Raw genomic sequence first — 17,003 nt, 5'->3', positions numbered from 1 at the left:
GCAAAATTGGCGCATATGATAACATAAGATCTAAAAAAGCCTTTAATTTGCGTTGCCGATTAGTCAGTACGTTATGGCTTAATATATATGCATTACACTTGATTGTAGCTGCTCTATAATAGGTTGCAGTATATTTGAGCAACCAGCAGGCTGTAATTATTTACTAATTAGCTGTTGCATTTATCACCAATGTAATTATAATACGCAGGCTTTCAAAATTCCCAAGGGAACTTGGAAGGATAAATTAAGCTAGGATTTCTAGCTAATAAACAGGAGTTCCGATTTGGAACTCAACGTAGATATAATCTAACAACCGACATCTTAATATTTAAGATTGTTTCGGTCGTTTTTTTATGCTCTTTTAAATGCTCTTTATATTGAGGTTAAGAATGTCAAATCAACGCATTCGTATTCGCCTAAAAGCTTTTGACCACCGTTTGATTGACCAATCAACGGCGGAAATCGTGGAAACTGCGAAACGCACTGGCGCACAAGTACGTGGACCAATTCCACTACCTACACGCTTTGAACGTTTTACTGTACTAACATCACCGCACGTTAATAAAGACGCGCGTGATCAGTACGAGATCCGCACCCATAAACGTCTGATCGACATCGTTGAACCAACTGACAAGACTGTTGACGCTCTTATGCGTTTAGATCTTGCTGCTGGTGTAGATGTTCAAATCAGCCTGGGTTAATCGGAAGATTAGAGAGGTTTTAGGAAAATGGCATTAGGTCTAGTCGGTCGTAAAGTGGGTATGACACGAATCTTCACTGAAGATGGTGTATCTATCCCTGTGACAGTTATTGAAGCGACACCTAACCGCATTGCTCAGATTAAATCTGAAGCAACAGACGGTTATAACGCGCTTCAAGTAACCGCAGGCACTAAAAAAGCAAGTCGTGTAAACAAAGCTTCAGCGGGTCATTTCGCTAAAGCTGGTGTTGAAGCGGGTCGCGGTCTGTGGGAATTCCGCCTAAATGGTGGTGAAGGCGATTTTGAAGTAGGCGCTGAGCTTACTGTTGAATTATTCAACGAAATCAACAAGGTTGACGTAACCGGTACTTCTAAAGGTAAAGGTTTCCAAGGTGGTGTTAAGCGCTGGAATTTCAGCATGCAAGACGCTACACATGGTAACTCTCTATCTCACCGTGCTCCTGGTTCAATCGGTCAAAACCAATCACCTGGTAAGGTGTTTAAAGGTAAGAAAATGGCCGGTCATATGGGTGCTGAGCGTGTAACGACTCAAAACTTAGAACTAGTTCGCGTTGACGCTGAGCGTAATTTGCTTTTAGTTAAAGGTGCAGTACCTGGCGCTATCGGCGGTGACGTTATCGTTAAACCAGCTGTTAAAGCATAAGTCCTGGAGATTTAGTGATGGAATTAGCAATTAAAGACGCTTCTGGCGGTCTTGAAGTTTCTGAAGCTACTTTTGGACGTGAGTTTAACGAAGCATTAGTACATCAAGTAGTTGTTGCATACGCAGCAGGTGCTCGTCAAGGTACTCGTGCTCAGAAGACACGTTCTGAAGTAAGCGGTGGTGGTAAAAAGCCATGGGCTCAAAAAGGTACTGGCCGAGCACGTGCTGGTACGATTCGTAGCCCAATTTGGCGTTCAGGTGGCGTTAGCTTTGCAGCTAAACCACAGGATCATAGCCAAAAAGTAAACCGTAAAATGTACCGCGGTGCGATTAAAAGCATCTTATCTGAATTAGTTCGTCAAGAGCGTTTAATCGTTGTTGAAAGTTTTGCTCTAGCAGCACCAAAAACTAAAGAACTAGTTGCTAAGCTTAAAGAACTTGAGCTTAAAGATGTTCTTATCGTGACTGAAGAAGTAGATGAAAATCTTTTCTTATCGGCACGTAACCTTTATAAGGTTGACACGCGTGATGTAGCTGGTATCGATCCTGTAAGCTTAATTGCTTTCGACAAGGTACTTATTACAGCCGCTGCTGTTAAGCAACTTGAGGAGGCGCTAGCATGATTCGCGAAGAACGTCTTTTAAAAGTGATCGTTGCTCCACATATCTCTGAAAAAAGCACTATTGCTGCTGAAGAAAACAATACTATTGTTTTTAAAGTAGCAAAAGATTCAACTAAAGCTGAAGTTAAAGCAGCAGTTGAGAAGCTTTTTGAAGTAGAAGTAACGGGTGTTCGCACACTTAACGTTAAGGGTAAAACAAAACGTACTGGCGCACGTTTCGGTCGTCGTAACGACTGGAAAAAAGCTTACGTTACTCTTAAAGAAGGTAGCGAGCTAGACTTTGTCGGCGGCGCCGAGTAATAAGGGGATAGAATTATGGCACTTCAAAAGTGTAAGCCTACTTCTGCGGGCCGTCGTCACTTAGTTAAAGTGGTTAACTCTGATTTACATAAGGGTAAGCCGTACGCACCACTATTAGAGAAAAACTCTAAATCAGGTGGTCGTAATAACAATGGTCGTATTACGGTTCGTCATATCGGTGGTGGTCATAAGCAACATTACCGTTTAATCGATTTTAAACGTACTAAAGATGGCATTCCAGCCACTGTTGAACGTTTAGAATACGATCCAAATCGTAGCGCAAACATCGCTCTTGTATTATATGCAGACGGTGAGCGTCGTTACATTATCGCACCAAAAGGCTTAAAAGCTGGCGATGCAATCCAGTCTGGTGTTGATGCACCAATCAAACCTGGTAATGCATTACCAATGCGTAATATGCCTGTAGGTTCGACTGTTCACAACGTAGAATTAAAACCAGGTAAAGGTGCTCAAATCGCACGTTCTGCTGGTGCATACGTTCAAATCCTTGCTCGTGATGGTCAGTATGTAACATTACGTCTTCGTTCAGGCGAAGTACGTAAAGTTGAAGCTGATTGTCGTGCGACTCTAGGTGAAGTAGGCAATGCTGAGCATATGCTTCGTTCACTTGGTAAAGCAGGTGCAAATCGCTGGCGTGGTATCCGTCCGACAGTTCGTGGTGTTGCCATGAACCCGGTAGATCACCCACACGGTGGTGGTGAAGGTCGTACATCTGGTGGTCGTCATCCTGTGTCTCCATGGGGTAAGCCGACTAAAGGTGCTAAGACACGTAAGAACAAGCGTACTGATAAGTTTATCGTACGTCGTCGTACTAAATAATAGTTGAGGAATAGCCATGCCACGTTCTCTCAAGAAGGGTCCTTTTATAGACCTACACTTGCTGAAGAAGGTAGAGAAAGCGTTGGAAAGCGGAGACAAGAAGCCAATTAAAACTTGGAGCCGTCGTTCAATGATCATACCTAACATGATCGGATTGACCATCGCTGTCCATAATGGTCGTCAGCACGTTCCTGTGTTTATCACAGACGAAATGATCGGTCACAAACTAGGTGAATTTGCACCAACTCGCACTTACCGTGGCCATGCTGCGGATAAGAAAGCGAAGAAACGATAAGAGGGGAAGATAAATGCAAGCATTAGCTAAACATAAATTCGCCTCTGGTTCGGCGCAAAAAGCACGTCTAGTTGCAGATCAGATCCGCGGACTACCGGTTGATCGCGCACTAGAAATCCTGGCGTACAGCCCGAAAAAAGCGGCTGTATTAGTAAAGAAAGTACTTGAGTCTGCTATTGCTAACGCAGAGCATAACGAAGGTGCTGACATTGATGAGCTTCGTATAACAACGATCTTTGTGGACGATGGTCCTACAATGAAACGTATTATGCCACGTGCTAAAGGGCGCGCAGACCGCATCCTTAAGCGTACAAGCCATATCACTGTTATGGTTTCAGATAGCTAGGAGATATAAGTAATGGGACAAAAAGTTCATCCTACTGGTATTCGCCTAGGTATATCTAAACCTTGGGTTTCTACCTGGTACGCGAGTTCAAAAGATTTCTCTGCACAGCTTTTTGGCGATCACAAAGTACGTACATTCCTTACAAAGGAATTGAAAACGGCTTCTGTGTCTAAAATCGTTATTGAGCGTCCAGCAAAATCAATCCGCGTAACAATCCACACGGCTCGTCCGGGTGTTGTTATCGGTAAAAAAGGCGAAGACGTAGAAAAATTACGTCAAGCGGTAACTAAAATCGCTGGTGTACCTGCTCAGATTAATATTTCTGAAGTACGTAAACCAGAACTAGATGCACAACTAGTAGCAGACGGCATTGCCTCTCAACTAGAGCGTCGTGTTATGTTCCGTCGCGCTATGAAGCGTTCGGTACAAAATGCAATGCGCATCGGTTCTAAAGGGATTAAAGTTGAAGTTAGCGGTCGTCTTGGCGGCGCAGAAATCGCACGTACAGAGTGGTATCGTGAAGGTCGTGTACCTCTACATACTCTTCGTGCTGATATCGACTACGCAACTTCTGAGGCCTTAACCACTTATGGTATCATTGGTGTTAAAGTTTGGATCTTCAAAGGCGAAGTTATTGGTGGTTTACCACTAGTACAAGAGCAAGAGAAGCCAGCTAAACGCGCACCAAAGAAAGCCAAAAAAAGTGCTAAGTAGAGGTAGCGAGTAATGTTACAGCCAAAACGTACAAAATTCCGTAAAACGCACAAAGGTCGCAACCGTGGTCTAGCGCAAAACGGTAACAAAGTAAGCTTCGGTACTTTCGGTTTGAAAGCTACTGGCCGTGGCCGCATGACTGCTCGTCAAATCGAAGCAGCTCGTCGTGCCATGACGCGTCACGTGAAACGTCAAGGTAAAATCTGGATCCGTGTTTTCCCAGACAAGCCAATCACGAACAAACCGCTTGAAGTTCGTATGGGTAAAGGTAAAGGTTCTGTTGAGTATTGGGTTGCTGAAATTCAGCCTGGTAAAGTACTTTACGAAATGGAAGGTGTTTCAGAAGAGCTTGCTCGTGAAGCGTTTGACCTTGCTGCTCGTAAATTGCCATTCAAAACAACTTTCGTAACTCGGACGGTAATGTGATGAAAGCTAGCGAACTAAAAGATAAAAGCGTAGAAGAGCTTAATACTGAACTTCTAGGACTTCTTCGTGAGCAATTTAATATGCGCATGCAAGCAAGCACTGGTCAGTTAGCTCAGACACACACGCTAAGAACAGTACGCCGCGATATCGCGCGTGTAAAAACAGTTATTAACCAGAAGGCAGGTCAATAATGAGCGATAAAATTCGTACTCTTCAAGGCCGTGTAATTAGCGACAAGATGGAAAAGTCTTTCACTATTGCTATCGCACGTTATGTGAAGCACCCAATTTATGGGAAATTCATTCGACGCACGACTAAGCTACACGTACATGACGAAAATAATGAAGTTCAGGCTGGTGACGTAGTTACTATCCGTGAATGTGCTCCAATTTCTAAGAGTAAATCTTGGACATTCGTAGCAGTTATTGAGCGTCCAAAACAAGCTTAATTTTTAATTAAGTCTGTTTTATAAAAAGCCCCGGCATTTATTTGCTGGGGCTTTTTGTTTTTACGAAGCTGCGAGTTTGAGCTGCAAGCAATCAGCAACTCAGAGTTAATTTAGCGCTCTTTTATGATTGTGGTATTTATACATAACAACAATATTTATCTACTCAATAAAGCTCAGGCACAAATAGCCCCTTTTATCCTTCGAAAATACATTTCTTAATTTGTTTTTAACTATATTTACTAAAGTTAATAACTAAATAGAATATCAAAGTTGATTCTGTTCTTTTTTTAACTCTGCATTGCCCGCTATCCTACAAGCTCAGTAAACCTCAACAGATAGTCTCTGGGTGAGGTAAAACTCATTTTGAACGACGTATAACAGTACGTTGTGTTTAACTTTTAGGGTTACGGGGAATTGATTCATGTTGCTAGGTCAACTAAACGCTGCGGCAAGTCCGCTATCGCAAGAGCAAGTACAAAAGCTGCAAGGTTTAGTGGCTGAGCTTAATCCAATTCAACAAGCATGGGTTAGCGGCTATCTTGCTGCAAATGCTAATACGGCGGCCTTAGGCGGTGCTATGGGCGCAGCTCCAAGTGTTGGTGAGGCAGTTTCATTAACTATTTTATATGGCTCGCAAACAGGTAATGCAAAGGGTGTAGCTGCTAAGTTAAAAGCACAAGCAGAGTCACGCGGTTTAGCCGTAAAGCTAGTGAGCATGGCCGATTACAAACCAACTGCACTAAAAAAAGAAAAGTTTATAACTGTGGTTGTTGCAACTTACGGCGAAGGTGAACCACCAGAAGATGCAGAGGCTTTACACGAATTTTTAACCACTAAAAAAGCGCCTAAGTTAGATGGGGTGAAGGTAGCCGTGATTGGCTTGGGGGATTCGAGCTATGAATTTTTTTGCCAAACAGCAAAAGACTTTGAGCAGCGGTTAAATACACTCGGCGCAGAAACAATTTATCAACGCGCCGATTTAGATGTAGATTACGAAGACGAAGCGACAACTTGGATCACTGGCGCACTGGATGCCTTTGAACCGGATTTAAAAGCACAGCAAGGTAGCTCAGGTGGTCAAGTTATCGCAATGCCGTTTGCTGGGTCAACTACCGTGGCAAGCCAATATACTAAGCAAAACCCGTTTGCCGCAGAACTAGGTTTAGTGCAAAAAATTACAGGTCGCGATTCAACTAAAGATGTCCGCCACGTAGAAATTTCGCTTGAAGGCTCAGACATTAGTTATATACCAGGTGATTCATTAGGTGTGTATTTTTTAAATGACGAAGCCCGTGTTGATGAGTTGCTTACACACACGCAAATTGATGCAGCTAGTTTAGTAAAAGTTGCAGATGAACAGCTAAGTATTCGCGATGCACTGATTGAAAAACTTGAATTAACGCAGTCGTACCCTGGCTTTGTGGAAAAATATGCAATAGCGACAGGCACACCACAACTATTAAAATTGGTTGAAGATAAAGCGGCAATGCATCAATACATTGAGCCGCGCCAAATATTTGATGTAGTTGCACAAAACCCTGCTAAGCTCGACGCGCAAACACTCGTCGATTGCCTGCGTAAATTACAAGCACGTTTATATTCAATTGCCTCTAGCCAAAGCGAGGTTGAAGACGAGGTACATTTAACCGTAGCATTAGTTGAGTTTGATGCCTTTGGTCGTGAGCATTTAGGCGGTTGTTCGGGCTATTTAGCGCGCCGTGCTGAGGAAGGCTGTAAAGTTAAGATATTTAGTGAGCATAACGATAATTTTCGTTTACCAACGAATGATGAAACACCAATCATTATGGTTGGCCCTGGTACGGGAATAGCACCGTTTCGAGCCTTTTTACAAGAGCGTGATGCGCGTGGCGCATCAGGTAAAAACTGGCTGTTTTTTGGCAATCCACATTTTACTCAAGACTTTTTATACCAAGTTGAAATTCAAGGTTACTTAAAGTCGGGTTTACTAAGCAAAGTAGATGTTGCATTTAGCCGCGATCAAGCAGAAAAAGTTTACGTGCAAGACAAGCTACGCCAAAACTCAAAAGACGTATTTGCATGGCTAGAAGCGGGCGCGCATTTATATATTTGTGGTGACGCTAATCGAATGGCAAAAGACGTGCACAATGCGTTGGTTGATATTATTAGCGAGAACACAGGTAAGAGCTATGAAGATGCAGATCAATACTTGAAAGATTTGCGCAGCGCAAATCGCTATCAGAAAGATGTGTACTAACCGCGCTTCTTATTTTATTTAACATCTAATTATCGTAACTGTAATAAATTTAGGATTTAAAATGAGCGAACAAGATAAAAACGTAAAGCTTTCTGATAACGAGCGCTTAAAAGGCGAAAGTAACTTTTTGCGCGGCACAATTGCTCAGGGGTTAAAAGATGAAATTACTGGTGGTTTTACCGCAGATAACTTTCAGTTAATTCGTTTTCATGGCATGTATCAACAGGATGATCGTGATATACGCTCTGAACGTGTAAAGCAGAAATTAGAGCCTTTACATAATGTTATGCTGCGCGCGCGTATGCCTGGCGGTATCATTAAACCCGCACAGTGGTTAGCAGTTGATAATTTTTCCGGTGATAAAACAACGTATGGCAGCATTCGTTTAACTACCCGACAAACATTTCAATTTCATGGTGTATTAAAGCCAGAAATAAAAGGCATGCACCAATTACTCGATAGTGTTGGTATTGATTCTATAGCAACGGCGGGTGACGTTAATCGTAATGTACTTTGTACGACTAATCCTGTTGAATCCGAACTGCATTTAGAGGCTTATCAATGGGCTGTGAAAATTTCTGAGCATTTATTACCAAAAACCAAAGCATACGCTGAAATTTGGTTGGATGGTGAAAAGACAGAAACCACAGAAGAACCCATTTTAGGGGCGACTTATTTACCGCGCAAATTTAAAACTACGGTAACAATTCCACCTAATAACGAGGTTGATATACATGCTAACGACTTAAATTTTGTTGCGGTTGCACAAAACGGCAAGCTAGTTGGTTTTAATGTGTTGGTGGGTGGGGGCCTTGCTATGACTCATGGTGATACTGCAACTTACCCACGCAAAGCTGATGAATTTGGTTTTATACCTCTTGAGCATACATTGAGTGTAGCTGAACATGTTTTATCAGTTCAGCGTGATTGGGGGAATCGCGAAAATCGTAAAAATGCAAAAACAAAATATACGCTCGACCGTGTTGGTAGCGATGTTTTTAAAGCAGAAGTTGAAAAACGTGTTGGTGTTAAATTTGAGCCGATTAGACCTTATAAGTTCACTCATCGTGGCGATCGCATCGGCTGGGTTGATGGCATTGATGGAAAGAGTCATTTAACACTATTTATCCAAAGTGGTCGTATTTTGGATTACCCAGACAAGCCATTAAAAACAGGTTGTCGCAAAATTGCTGAAATTCATCAAGGTGATTTTCGTATGACAGCAAATCAAAATTTGATCATTGCCGGTGTGCCTGCTGATCAAAAAGCAATAATTGAAAAAATAGCGCGTGAACACGGTTTGATTGATGACAAAGATTCAGAGCAACGTAAAAACTCAATGGCGTGTGTATCACTTCCGACTTGTCCTTTAGCGATGGCGGAAGCCGAGCGTTACTTACCGAGTTTAATTGAAAAAATAGAAGGCTTATTGGCTAAGCATGGAGTACCAAATGACAGTATTATTATGCGCGTTGTGGGTTGCCCCAATGGCTGTGGGCGTGCCATGTTAGCCGAAGCGGGATTGGTTGGGAAAGGTCCGGGTAAATATAATGTGTATCTAGGCGGTAACCTTGAAGGCACACGTATTCCTAAATTATATTTAGAAAATGTGGGTGAAGACGTGTATTTAGCTGCTTTTGATGAATTAATTGGTCAATGGGTTAATGAGCGTAATGACGGTGAATGCTTTGGTGATTTTGTGATCCGCAAAGGCATTGTTGCTGAAGTTAAAGTATCAGTTACCGATTTTCACGCATAATAATAAGCCAGTGCAACACACTGGCTAAGGTTTGGAATTTGCCATGAGTGAATTTAAAAACATTTTACAGTTAGATAAACAAAGCCAAACTAGCATGCTAGCAGACGCCAATGGCATACTGAAAAACATGAGCGCCGAGCAGCGCGTGCAATGGGCACTTGAAAACTTACCTGAGACACATTTTTTATCATCGAGTTTTGGTATTCAAGCCGCCGTAATGTTGCACTTAATAACATCACAACAGCCAGATATTCCGGTGGTATTAACAGATACAGGTTATTTGTTTCCACAAACGTATCAATTTATTGAGCAAATGACGGCACGTTTATCACTCAATTTAAAAGTGTACAAATCAGAGCTTAGCCCTGCTTGGCAAGAAGCTAAATTTGGCAAGCTATGGGAGCAAGGAGAGGCCGGAATTAAGCAGTACAATCAGCTTAATAAAGTTGAGCCGATGACTCGCGCCTTAAAAGAAATTAATGCTGGTACGTGGTTTAGTGGCCTGCGTCGCGACCAAGCATCAAGCCGTGCTGATAAGCAAGTAATTGAAATTAGCCGTGGTACAGTAAAAGTTTACCCAATTATTGAGTGGACAAACCGCGATGTATATCAGTATTTAACTAAGCATAACTTGCCGTACCATCCTCTTTGGGAAGAAGGCTATGTCTCTATGGGAGACATACATACTACACGTAAGCTAGAGCCCGGTATGACCGAAGAGGAAACTCGTTTTTTTGGTTTAAACCGAGAGTGTGGTTTGCACATTGATGGTGATGGTATTTAATATTATTGATTATCTCGCTCAATACTTAATAAAACGCAGCCTTGGCTGCGTTTTTTACTTACACAAAAGGATTGCCTGATTGATTGCTTTTGATTAAACTTGGCCGAATAAAGGATTAATTTTAAGCAGGAAGGCTATGAAATACTTTACCTATTTAGCAGTGTCAGTAATGATTATTGCTGTTATTTCTCTGTTTTATTTAAAAAAGCCAAACGGAGAAACATGGCTTAGTACATCTGTTGTGATCAACGAATCTCAGCAAATTAAAGATAAAATAATCTCGTTTACCAGCAATACGTTTGAGCAAGCCGTTAGTAGCGTGTCGAACACACCCTCAACAACCCGCAGTAAAATATTTAAGTGGCAAGATCGGCAAGGCCAATGGCATTTTTCAGATACGCCTCACCCTAATGGTAAAAGTGTTGAAGTAAAACTAGACCCTAAAGATATTAACGTGGTGGTTGCCCAAGATACGGCTATTTTATCGGGCAGTTCCAAATCCTCAGCAGTAAATAGCACTTCAGCTACACCTAGAGTTTATGATCCAGTATCAATTAAAAAGGTGTTTGATGACGCTGAAAAAGCAAAACAAAAATTAGAGCAACGTACTAAACAATTAAATGATTTAAACGGTTTTTAATTATTCATTATTCATTATTTGTGTTTATGGCTATGCGCTTTTAAATAACGCTTTTCTGCTTCCATAAGTAAAATAGTTAAATAAATTTTAGTGGGTAACGATAATAATACGCCAATAGCAATGCAGGCTGCCGCTATAATTATGCCGTTAATACCATGCTGGCGAGTAAAGTAGCTTGATACAATTAACGCATGACCAGTCACAATTAGGCATAACCCAAGTACAATTGATATTTTAAGTAGCCTAATAATTATGATTTGTGACATAGCGCCCTCACTAATAGTCTTACTAGTGTAGGGTGTTTTTAAAGCATGACCTTGATTTATCGCAACTGACGCGCATAAAAAAGCCTAACAAAATTGTTAGGCTATGATTAAATTTTAGGCGTAAGTTTAAGCTGCTATTAGTTAATCGAGCATATTACGAAGTACATACTGTAAAATGCCACCGTGTTTGTAGTAATCCCACTCTTTTGGCGTATCAATACGTACATCGGCACTAAAGCTTACTTTTTTACCTTCACTATTAGTTGCAATAACGCTTACTTCCTTGGTTTTATCAAGCAAGCCTTCAATATCAAACTGCTCTTGGCCGGTTAAACCTAGCGACTCATGGCTTTCGCCATCTTTAAACTGTAGCGGTAAAACTCCCATACCAATAAGGTTAGAGCGATGAATACGCTCATAGCTTTGTGCTATTACAGCTTTAACACCTAAAAGTAGCGAGCCTTTAGCCGCCCAGTCGCGAGATGAGCCGGTACCATATTCTTTACCAGCTAAAATAACCAATGGCGTATCGTTCTTTTGATATTCCATGGCTGCATCATAAATACTGGCAAGCTCATCATCAGGTTGCGTGCGGGTAACACCGCCTTCAGTACCAGGTGCAAGGAGGTTTTTAAGCCTAATATTAGCAAATGTACCGCGCATCATTACTTCGTGGTTACCACGACGCGAACCATAGGAGTTAAACTGCGCTTGTCCTACTTTGTTATCTTGTAAATATAACCCTGCTGGTGAGTCTGCTTTAATCGCACCGGCTGGCGAAATATGATCCGTAGTAACCGAGTCACCTAGTTTTGCTAAACAACGTGCGCCGGTAATGGTTGGAATACCCGGAGGCTCAATACTCATACCATCAAAAAAGGGTGCTTTTTTAATATAAGTTGATGCATCATCCCAATCGTAAAGTTTACCATCAGGTATTTGAATTTTTTGCCAACGGCTATCGCCTTCGTATACGTTAGCATAACTTTTTTCGAACATTTCTCTGGTTACCGTTTCCTTAACTAAATCGCTTACTTCTTTAACACTTGGCCAAATGTTTTTAAGGTAAATATCGTTACCGTTAGCATCTTGTGCCAGTGGTTCGTTATATACGTCAATATCGGTTCTGCCCGCAATGGCGTAAGCTACAACAAGCGGAGGAGAAGCTAAAAAGTTCATTTTTACATCTTGGTGAATACGCCCTTCAAAGTTACGGTTACCCGATAAAATTGAGCTCACAACCAGTTTGTGCTTTTGAATAGCATCTGAAATTTCAGGAGCTAGTGGGCCTGAGTTACCAATACACGTGGTACAACCATAGCCAACTAAGTTAAAGCCTAGGCTTTCTAAATCTTCCATTAGCCCTGCTTTTTCTAAGTAGTCAGTAACGACCTTAGAGCCAGGAGCAAGCGATGTTTTAACCCAAGGTTTTACATTAATCCCTAATTGCTTGGCTTTTTTAGCAACTAAACCAGCCGCTAAAATAACACTGGGGTTAGAGGTATTTGTACAACTAGTAATTGCGGCAATAACACAGGCACCATCGTTTAGTTCAAACTCTTGGCCCTTAAAGTTTACTTTGGCTGCCCCTATAAACGGTGCTTCATTACTTGACTCGTCAGGGTTAGTTGCAGGGCCTTCGCTTTCGATACGTGCTTGCTGTGTATCACTGCTGCTAATTTTTGCTAAACGCTCTTCTTGAAACTCTTTTAAATGTTGGCTAATTGCTTCACCCGCTTTATCAAGTGATATTCTATCCTGTGGGCGTTTAGGGCCAGCAAGGCTTGGTACTACGTCATCTAATATCAGTTCAAGTTTATCGGTGTAATTAGCTTCATCGCCATCGTTACGCCATAAGCCTTGATGCTTAGCATAATCTTCAATAAGTTTAAGCTGTTTCTCATCGCGGTTGGTTAAACGCAGATAGTTAATGGTTTCGTCATCAATCGGGAAAATACCACATGTAGCACCATATTCTGGCGCCATGTTGGCAATTGTTGCTCTATCGGCAAGTGGTAAGTCGGCAAGGCCATCACCATAAAACTCTACAAATTTACCAACGACACCATGGTTACGTAGCATTTCGGTAACGGTAAGTACTAAGTCGGTAGCTGTGGTGCCCTCTGGTAAACGGCCGTTTAATTTAACCCCTACAACCTGAGGTATTAATAAGCTAATAGGTTGGCCAAGCATAGCGGCTTCGGCTTCAATGCCGCCTACGCCCCAGCCAAGTACGCCTAAGCCGTTAATCATAGTGGTGTGCGAATCGGTACCCACTAAGGTGTCTGGGTACGCGTACTTTTGGCCATTACGTTCATCATTAAAAACAACGCGCGCTAAATACTCTAAATTTACTTGGTGCACAATACCGGTTGCTGGAGGGACAACTTTTAAGTTATCGAAGGCAGTTTGGCCCCAACGTAAAAATTCATAACGCTCTTTATTACGGTCATATTCAAGCTTGGCGTTTAAGTCAAACGCACCCTCGTTACCATAGCCATCTACTTGCACAGAGTGGTCAATAACAAGTTCAGCAGGAGAAAGCGGGTTAATTTTTGCAGGATCGCCGCCTAGTTTTTCCATTGCATCGCGCATTGCCGCTAAATCGACAATGGCAGGTACACCGGTAAAGTCTTGCATCACAACACGGGCAGGCGTAAACGCTACTTCAGCAGAGGGTTTAGCTTGAGGGTCCCAATCTAATAGGGCTTGAATGTCTTGTTCTTTAATGTTTTCGCCATCTTCGTTACGAAGTAGGTTTTCGAGTAGTATTTTTAAAGAAAAAGGTAAGCGTTTGGCTTTGTCGCCAAGGCCTTTAAGAGAGTGAATATGAAACTGCTCACCATTAACGGTAAGTTGCTGCTGGGTTTTGAAACTATTATTCATTATTTGCCCCTTTTGTTATTAGATAAGTGTTGTGTAGAGTGACCTTTTATAGTTTGTGAATTGCAAAGTGTATACCAAGATAAAAAACAGTGTTTAAAGCGTGATTTTTAAACAGCCATTACAATAGAGATGATGCTGAAAGTTTTTAATTCAAGGGAGCCTGCTAGACTTACCCAAAAGATATTTTTAATTTGCATACAACCAGCCTTGCTGTTTGCCTTTAAAGCTAATGCAAAGTAGCAATATGGCAATTACTACCACAAACAGTGGCATAAATACCGCACTAGATCCCATTATTTCAACGCTGTTAATAACAATAAAATTGTAATACTGTTGGATTAAAATAGCCATTAACGACACGGTAAATACGGGCAGTGCAAATGACTTTTTAGCGAGCAATAAAGCACTGCCAAGCGTGCCGCCAAAGACTGCAATAGCAAATGCAATGGTTGACCAAACGGGAATGTTAGAATATGCAGCTTGCTGATCTATAGGCATTTTGCTAATTACTTCAGGTGTCATCAGCATTTGTAGTGCGAAGGCAATAACGCCGCATAAGTTCCATATAAGCGCTACCCATGCGAGTGGTTTTAACCACTTAGGAGGGGGGTGTGCAAGCATTTAATTACCTTACTTTTTTTATAGTTAGTGAAGTAATTAAAGATCAAAAAAGCCAACTATACAAGCTGGCTGGTTTTATAAATAAAAAATCAAAAAAAGACTATAATTTAACCGAATGAAATAGGGCGACGACCGGTTTTTTCATCTACTTTAGGTTTTTTAGTACGCTTACGTTTATTTTTTGCAGGCTGACTCGCTGGCTGCGGTGCTGCTTGGCTTGGCTCAGATTGCGGCTGCTCGGCAGGTCGCTCTACCGGTGTTGCATCTTCGGTTAATGCAAGTTGAAAAAGCTCACCATCAAATTCTAGTATGTCGCCACTGTATAGTTTTTTCCGTTTAATTGTACAAATTTCATGGTTAACACCCACATAACCTTCAGCAATTAAGTTTTTTGCTTGGCCGCCGCCTTCTACTAAATTTAGTACTTTTAATAATTTACACAGCTCAATCGGCTCTTCTTCTAATTCAATTTCTATATATTCTTCGTTCATGTTTGCTCTCGGTGGGGTAACGCATTAACGCTAGTATAAAGTGAAGTCACTATTTTTGCATCAAAGTGCGTATACAAATCTAACCATGGTTTTCTATGTGTTCGCTCAACTTGGCAATACGTAAGCTCATACCTTCAATTATTCTATCTTTAATTTTTTCGCGTATTACATTGGGTAAGCGAGTAAGGGCATCAGAGGTAATAGCAAGCACAATTGCATCCGTTTTAGCACGTGCGCTAATGCTGCGTGCGCGGTTATTAATAAAAGCGCCTTCACCAATAAACTCCCCAGGACGTATAGTACCGAGCTCTAATAAATGGTTGTGCTTAAACACTATTAATGCACCGCTAAGCACTATAAATAAGCGCTTATCGTTGTCGTGCTGTTTAAATAAAAATGAATTTTCGCGCACTAAATATAATAAACCAAACGACTCTAAAAGTATTTGGCGCTCGTTAAGGCTAAATTCTTTAAAAAATCCTAAACGGTTGATAATTTCCATCTGTTTAAATAGCGGAATGTTCTCTATTAACTTCATTAATTACCTAAGAGTTATTACGCGCAAAACTAATTAATGTTGCGCTCTTTTAATTTACGGGTCAATGTATTGCGTCCCCAGCCTATTTTTATAGCGGCTTCTTGTTTGTGGCCTGCGCAATTGGCGAGTACTGTTTTTATTAAGCGGGTTTCGAGTTGCGCTTGAATATTAGGCCAAATATTTTCCTTACCTTGTTTAAGTTCCTGATTAAGCCATAACTGGAAGGCATCTAACCAATCGCCTTCTTCTTGAGTTAGTGAGGCATTAATAATTTCAGGTGGCAAGTCTTGCTCGCTAACAAGCTCACCAGGAGCCATAACCGTAAGCCAGCGGCAGGTGTTTTCTAATTGGCGTACGTTACCGGGCCAACTGAACAAGCGTAGCTGCTCAATTGCTTTAAGGCTAAGAATTTTGCTTTCTACTTGCAGATCTTTAGCGCTTTTATGTAAAAAGTGCAGTGCTAGACGCTCAATGTCTTCGGTACGCTCCCTGAGGGCTGGTAAGCGCAGGCGCACTACATTTAAGCGATGAAATAAGTCATCCCTAAACTTGCCTTGTTTTACTAGCTCTTCAAGGTTTTGATGGGTTGCAGCAATAATACGCACATCTACTTTTATGCTTTTATGCCCGCCAACACGGTAAAACTCTCCATCAGATAATACCCGCAGTAGTCGAGTTTGTACGTCGAGGGGCATATCGCCAATTTCATCTAAAAATAGGGTGCCGCCATTGGCTTGTTCAAAACGGCCTTTTCGCACGCTATCTGCACCAGTAAAAGCCCCTTTTTCATGGCCGAATAATTCTGACTCAACCAGCTCTTTAGGGATTGCGGCCATATTTAGCGCAATAAATTGGTTTTCTTTACGTGGACTATGGTTGTGCAGGGCGCTGGCAACAAGCTCTTTACCCGTTCCTGACTCACCATTAATAAGTACACTCATGCTTGAGGCTGCAAGCTTACCTATGGCCCTAAACACTTCTTGCATGGCAGGTGCTTCGCCAATTATATGTGCGCTTTTAGGGGGCGTGAGTTTACGTTTAACTTTTTTTGTAGAATTAGCTCTATAGGCGCTTTCAACTAGGGCAATCGCTTCGTTTAAATCAAAAGGTTTGGCTAAATATTCAAAAGCCCCTTTTTGAAAAGCATTTACGGCGGAATCGAGATCTGAATGCGCGGTAATAATAATAACCGGTAAGCCGGGCACTTGCTCAGCTATTAGCTCCAGCAGTGCCATGCCGTCCATTCCGGGCATTCTTACATCGGAGATCAGCACGCTCGGTTGGCTAAATTTTAATGCATTAAGCACACTTTGTGCTTCAGCAAAGCTTTGTACTGTAAAACCTGCGCGAGTAAGCGCTTTTTCTAATACAAAACGAATAGAGGCATCGTCATCTACAAGCCAAACTGTTTTCATGCATACTCCAAG

Annotated in this window: 21 protein-coding genes; 15 read left to right on the top strand and 6 right to left on the bottom strand. The window is 41.7% G+C overall.

Annotated features, from left to right (window positions below; all coding sequences use genetic code 11):
• The first annotated feature begins 389 nt into the window (after positions 1-389).
• The 15 genes from rpsJ to CIK86_RS12385 all read left to right on the top strand — a co-directional run bounded on the left by rpsJ (position 390) and on the right by CIK86_RS12385 (position 10,774).
• Positions 390-701 (top strand): 30S ribosomal protein S10, encoded by a 312-nt coding sequence (gene rpsJ / locus CIK86_RS12455; RefSeq protein ID WP_002957900.1) that lies wholly within the window; start codon positions 390-392, stop codon positions 699-701.
• A 27-nt stretch (positions 702-728) separates the two neighbouring features.
• Complete coding sequence (gene rplC, locus CIK86_RS12450) at positions 729-1,364, top strand: 50S ribosomal protein L3 (protein WP_011326865.1); 636 nt, start codon at positions 729-731, stop codon at positions 1,362-1,364.
• 17 nt (positions 1,365-1,381) lie between these two features.
• The gene (gene rplD, locus CIK86_RS12445; protein WP_002957897.1) at positions 1,382-1,987 is read left to right on the top strand and encodes a 50S ribosomal protein L4; all 606 of its coding nucleotides are present in this window, start codon (positions 1,382-1,384) and stop codon (positions 1,985-1,987) included.
• Entirely contained in the window at positions 1,984-2,286 is a 303-nt protein-coding gene (rplW, locus tag CIK86_RS12440) for a 50S ribosomal protein L23 (RefSeq protein WP_011326866.1), read from the top strand. The genes rplD and rplW overlap by 4 nt, the downstream gene beginning before the upstream one ends.
• Before the next feature lie 15 nt (positions 2,287-2,301).
• The gene (gene rplB, locus CIK86_RS12435; RefSeq protein WP_011326867.1) at positions 2,302-3,126 is read left to right on the top strand and encodes a 50S ribosomal protein L2; all 825 of its coding nucleotides are present in this window, start codon (positions 2,302-2,304) and stop codon (positions 3,124-3,126) included.
• A gap of 16 nt (positions 3,127-3,142) precedes the next feature.
• Positions 3,143-3,421, top strand: coding sequence for a 30S ribosomal protein S19 (gene rpsS / locus CIK86_RS12430; protein ID WP_010376377.1), 279 nt, complete (start codon positions 3,143-3,145; stop codon positions 3,419-3,421).
• 13 nt (positions 3,422-3,434) lie between these two features.
• Positions 3,435-3,767, top strand: coding sequence for a 50S ribosomal protein L22 (gene rplV / locus CIK86_RS12425; RefSeq protein WP_002957892.1), 333 nt, complete (start codon positions 3,435-3,437; stop codon positions 3,765-3,767).
• Positions 3,768-3,779: 12 nt separating this feature from the next.
• A complete protein-coding gene (gene rpsC / locus CIK86_RS12420; protein WP_011326869.1) occupies positions 3,780-4,481 on the top strand; it encodes a 30S ribosomal protein S3 in 702 nt (233 codons plus the stop codon).
• A gap of 12 nt (positions 4,482-4,493) precedes the next feature.
• Positions 4,494-4,907 carry a 50S ribosomal protein L16 gene (gene rplP / locus CIK86_RS12415; RefSeq protein ID WP_011326870.1) on the top strand — a complete coding sequence of 138 codons (414 nt, stop codon included), beginning with the start codon at positions 4,494-4,496 and terminating at the stop codon, positions 4,905-4,907.
• Positions 4,907-5,098 (top strand): 50S ribosomal protein L29, encoded by a 192-nt coding sequence (gene rpmC / locus CIK86_RS12410; protein ID WP_011326871.1) that lies wholly within the window; start codon positions 4,907-4,909, stop codon positions 5,096-5,098. The genes rplP and rpmC overlap by 1 nt, the downstream gene beginning before the upstream one ends.
• Entirely contained in the window at positions 5,098-5,355 is a 258-nt protein-coding gene (rpsQ, locus tag CIK86_RS12405) for a 30S ribosomal protein S17 (RefSeq protein ID WP_011326872.1), read from the top strand. Before rpmC ends, rpsQ begins: the two co-directional genes overlap by 1 nt.
• 421 nt (positions 5,356-5,776) lie before the next feature.
• Positions 5,777-7,591: an assimilatory sulfite reductase (NADPH) flavoprotein subunit gene (locus CIK86_RS12400; RefSeq protein ID WP_086993762.1), complete on the top strand. Its 1,815-nt coding sequence runs from the start codon at positions 5,777-5,779 to the stop codon at positions 7,589-7,591.
• A gap of 61 nt (positions 7,592-7,652) precedes the next feature.
• The gene (gene cysI / locus CIK86_RS12395; protein ID WP_086993765.1) at positions 7,653-9,350 is read left to right on the top strand and encodes an assimilatory sulfite reductase (NADPH) hemoprotein subunit; all 1,698 of its coding nucleotides are present in this window, start codon (positions 7,653-7,655) and stop codon (positions 9,348-9,350) included.
• A 43-nt stretch (positions 9,351-9,393) separates the two neighbouring features.
• Positions 9,394-10,134: a phosphoadenylyl-sulfate reductase gene (locus CIK86_RS12390; RefSeq protein ID WP_058372320.1), complete on the top strand. Its 741-nt coding sequence runs from the start codon at positions 9,394-9,396 to the stop codon at positions 10,132-10,134.
• Positions 10,135-10,270: 136 nt separating this feature from the next.
• Complete coding sequence (locus tag CIK86_RS12385) at positions 10,271-10,774, top strand: DUF4124 domain-containing protein (protein WP_086993768.1); 504 nt, start codon at positions 10,271-10,273, stop codon at positions 10,772-10,774.
• Between the two features lie 14 nt (positions 10,775-10,788).
• On the opposite strand, the gene CIK86_RS12380 is transcribed toward CIK86_RS12385, so the two are convergent.
• From CIK86_RS12380 to ntrC, 6 genes are all read right to left on the bottom strand, one after another.
• Complete coding sequence (locus CIK86_RS12380; protein ID WP_011326877.1) at positions 10,789-11,040, bottom strand: hypothetical protein; 252 nt, start codon at positions 11,038-11,040, stop codon at positions 10,789-10,791.
• A 141-nt stretch (positions 11,041-11,181) separates the two neighbouring features.
• Complete coding sequence (gene acnA / locus CIK86_RS12375; protein WP_086993771.1) at positions 11,182-13,926, bottom strand: aconitate hydratase AcnA; 2,745 nt, start codon at positions 13,924-13,926, stop codon at positions 11,182-11,184.
• Between the two features lie 186 nt (positions 13,927-14,112).
• Positions 14,113-14,547, bottom strand: coding sequence for a hypothetical protein (locus CIK86_RS12370; protein WP_086993774.1), 435 nt, complete (start codon positions 14,545-14,547; stop codon positions 14,113-14,115).
• Positions 14,548-14,654: 107 nt separating this feature from the next.
• Positions 14,655-15,038, bottom strand: coding sequence for an RNA-binding S4 domain-containing protein (locus CIK86_RS12365; protein WP_011326880.1), 384 nt, complete (start codon positions 15,036-15,038; stop codon positions 14,655-14,657).
• A 79-nt stretch (positions 15,039-15,117) separates the two neighbouring features.
• Positions 15,118-15,576 carry a cyclic nucleotide-binding domain-containing protein gene (locus CIK86_RS12360; RefSeq protein ID WP_011326881.1) on the bottom strand — a complete coding sequence of 153 codons (459 nt, stop codon included), beginning with the start codon at positions 15,574-15,576 and terminating at the stop codon, positions 15,118-15,120.
• A 29-nt stretch (positions 15,577-15,605) separates the two neighbouring features.
• Positions 15,606-16,991: a nitrogen regulation protein NR(I) gene (gene ntrC / locus CIK86_RS12355; RefSeq protein ID WP_086993777.1), complete on the bottom strand. Its 1,386-nt coding sequence runs from the start codon at positions 16,989-16,991 to the stop codon at positions 15,606-15,608.
• Positions 16,992-17,003: the final 12 nt, after the last annotated feature.

This window comes from Pseudoalteromonas sp. JB197 (assembly GCF_002332205.1).
Lineage (GTDB): Bacteria > Pseudomonadota > Gammaproteobacteria > Enterobacterales > Alteromonadaceae > Pseudoalteromonas > Pseudoalteromonas nigrifaciens.
This window is presented reverse-complemented; position numbering and strand designations above follow the sequence as displayed.

Bases quoted from the DNA above. Each gene is read 5' to 3' on its own strand.
- rpsJ (WP_002957900.1), top strand. From the start codon at position 390: ATGTCAAATCAACGCATTCGTATTCGCCTAAAAGCTTTTGACCACCGT.
- rplC (WP_011326865.1), top strand. From the start codon at position 729: ATGGCATTAGGTCTAGTCGGTCGTAAAGTGGGTATGACACGAATCTTC.
- rplD (WP_002957897.1), top strand. From the start codon at position 1,382: ATGGAATTAGCAATTAAAGACGCTTCTGGCGGTCTTGAAGTTTCTGAA.
- rplW (WP_011326866.1), top strand. From the start codon at position 1,984: ATGATTCGCGAAGAACGTCTTTTAAAAGTGATCGTTGCTCCACATATC.
- rplB (WP_011326867.1), top strand. From the start codon at position 2,302: ATGGCACTTCAAAAGTGTAAGCCTACTTCTGCGGGCCGTCGTCACTTA.
- rpsS (WP_010376377.1), top strand. From the start codon at position 3,143: ATGCCACGTTCTCTCAAGAAGGGTCCTTTTATAGACCTACACTTGCTG.
- rplV (WP_002957892.1), top strand. From the start codon at position 3,435: ATGCAAGCATTAGCTAAACATAAATTCGCCTCTGGTTCGGCGCAAAAA.
- rpsC (WP_011326869.1), top strand. From the start codon at position 3,780: ATGGGACAAAAAGTTCATCCTACTGGTATTCGCCTAGGTATATCTAAA.
- rplP (WP_011326870.1), top strand. From the start codon at position 4,494: ATGTTACAGCCAAAACGTACAAAATTCCGTAAAACGCACAAAGGTCGC.
- rpmC (WP_011326871.1), top strand. From the start codon at position 4,907: ATGAAAGCTAGCGAACTAAAAGATAAAAGCGTAGAAGAGCTTAATACT.
- rpsQ (WP_011326872.1), top strand. From the start codon at position 5,098: ATGAGCGATAAAATTCGTACTCTTCAAGGCCGTGTAATTAGCGACAAG.
- CIK86_RS12400 (WP_086993762.1), top strand. From the start codon at position 5,777: ATGTTGCTAGGTCAACTAAACGCTGCGGCAAGTCCGCTATCGCAAGAG.
- cysI (WP_086993765.1), top strand. From the start codon at position 7,653: ATGAGCGAACAAGATAAAAACGTAAAGCTTTCTGATAACGAGCGCTTA.
- CIK86_RS12390 (WP_058372320.1), top strand. From the start codon at position 9,394: ATGAGTGAATTTAAAAACATTTTACAGTTAGATAAACAAAGCCAAACT.
- CIK86_RS12385 (WP_086993768.1), top strand. From the start codon at position 10,271: ATGAAATACTTTACCTATTTAGCAGTGTCAGTAATGATTATTGCTGTT.
- CIK86_RS12380 (WP_011326877.1), bottom strand. From the start codon at position 11,040: ATGTCACAAATCATAATTATTAGGCTACTTAAAATATCAATTGTACTT.
- acnA (WP_086993771.1), bottom strand. From the start codon at position 13,926: ATGAATAATAGTTTCAAAACCCAGCAGCAACTTACCGTTAATGGTGAG.
- CIK86_RS12370 (WP_086993774.1), bottom strand. From the start codon at position 14,547: ATGCTTGCACACCCCCCTCCTAAGTGGTTAAAACCACTCGCATGGGTA.
- CIK86_RS12365 (WP_011326880.1), bottom strand. From the start codon at position 15,038: ATGAACGAAGAATATATAGAAATTGAATTAGAAGAAGAGCCGATTGAG.
- CIK86_RS12360 (WP_011326881.1), bottom strand. From the start codon at position 15,576: ATGAAGTTAATAGAGAACATTCCGCTATTTAAACAGATGGAAATTATC.
- ntrC (WP_086993777.1), bottom strand. From the start codon at position 16,991: ATGAAAACAGTTTGGCTTGTAGATGACGATGCCTCTATTCGTTTTGTA.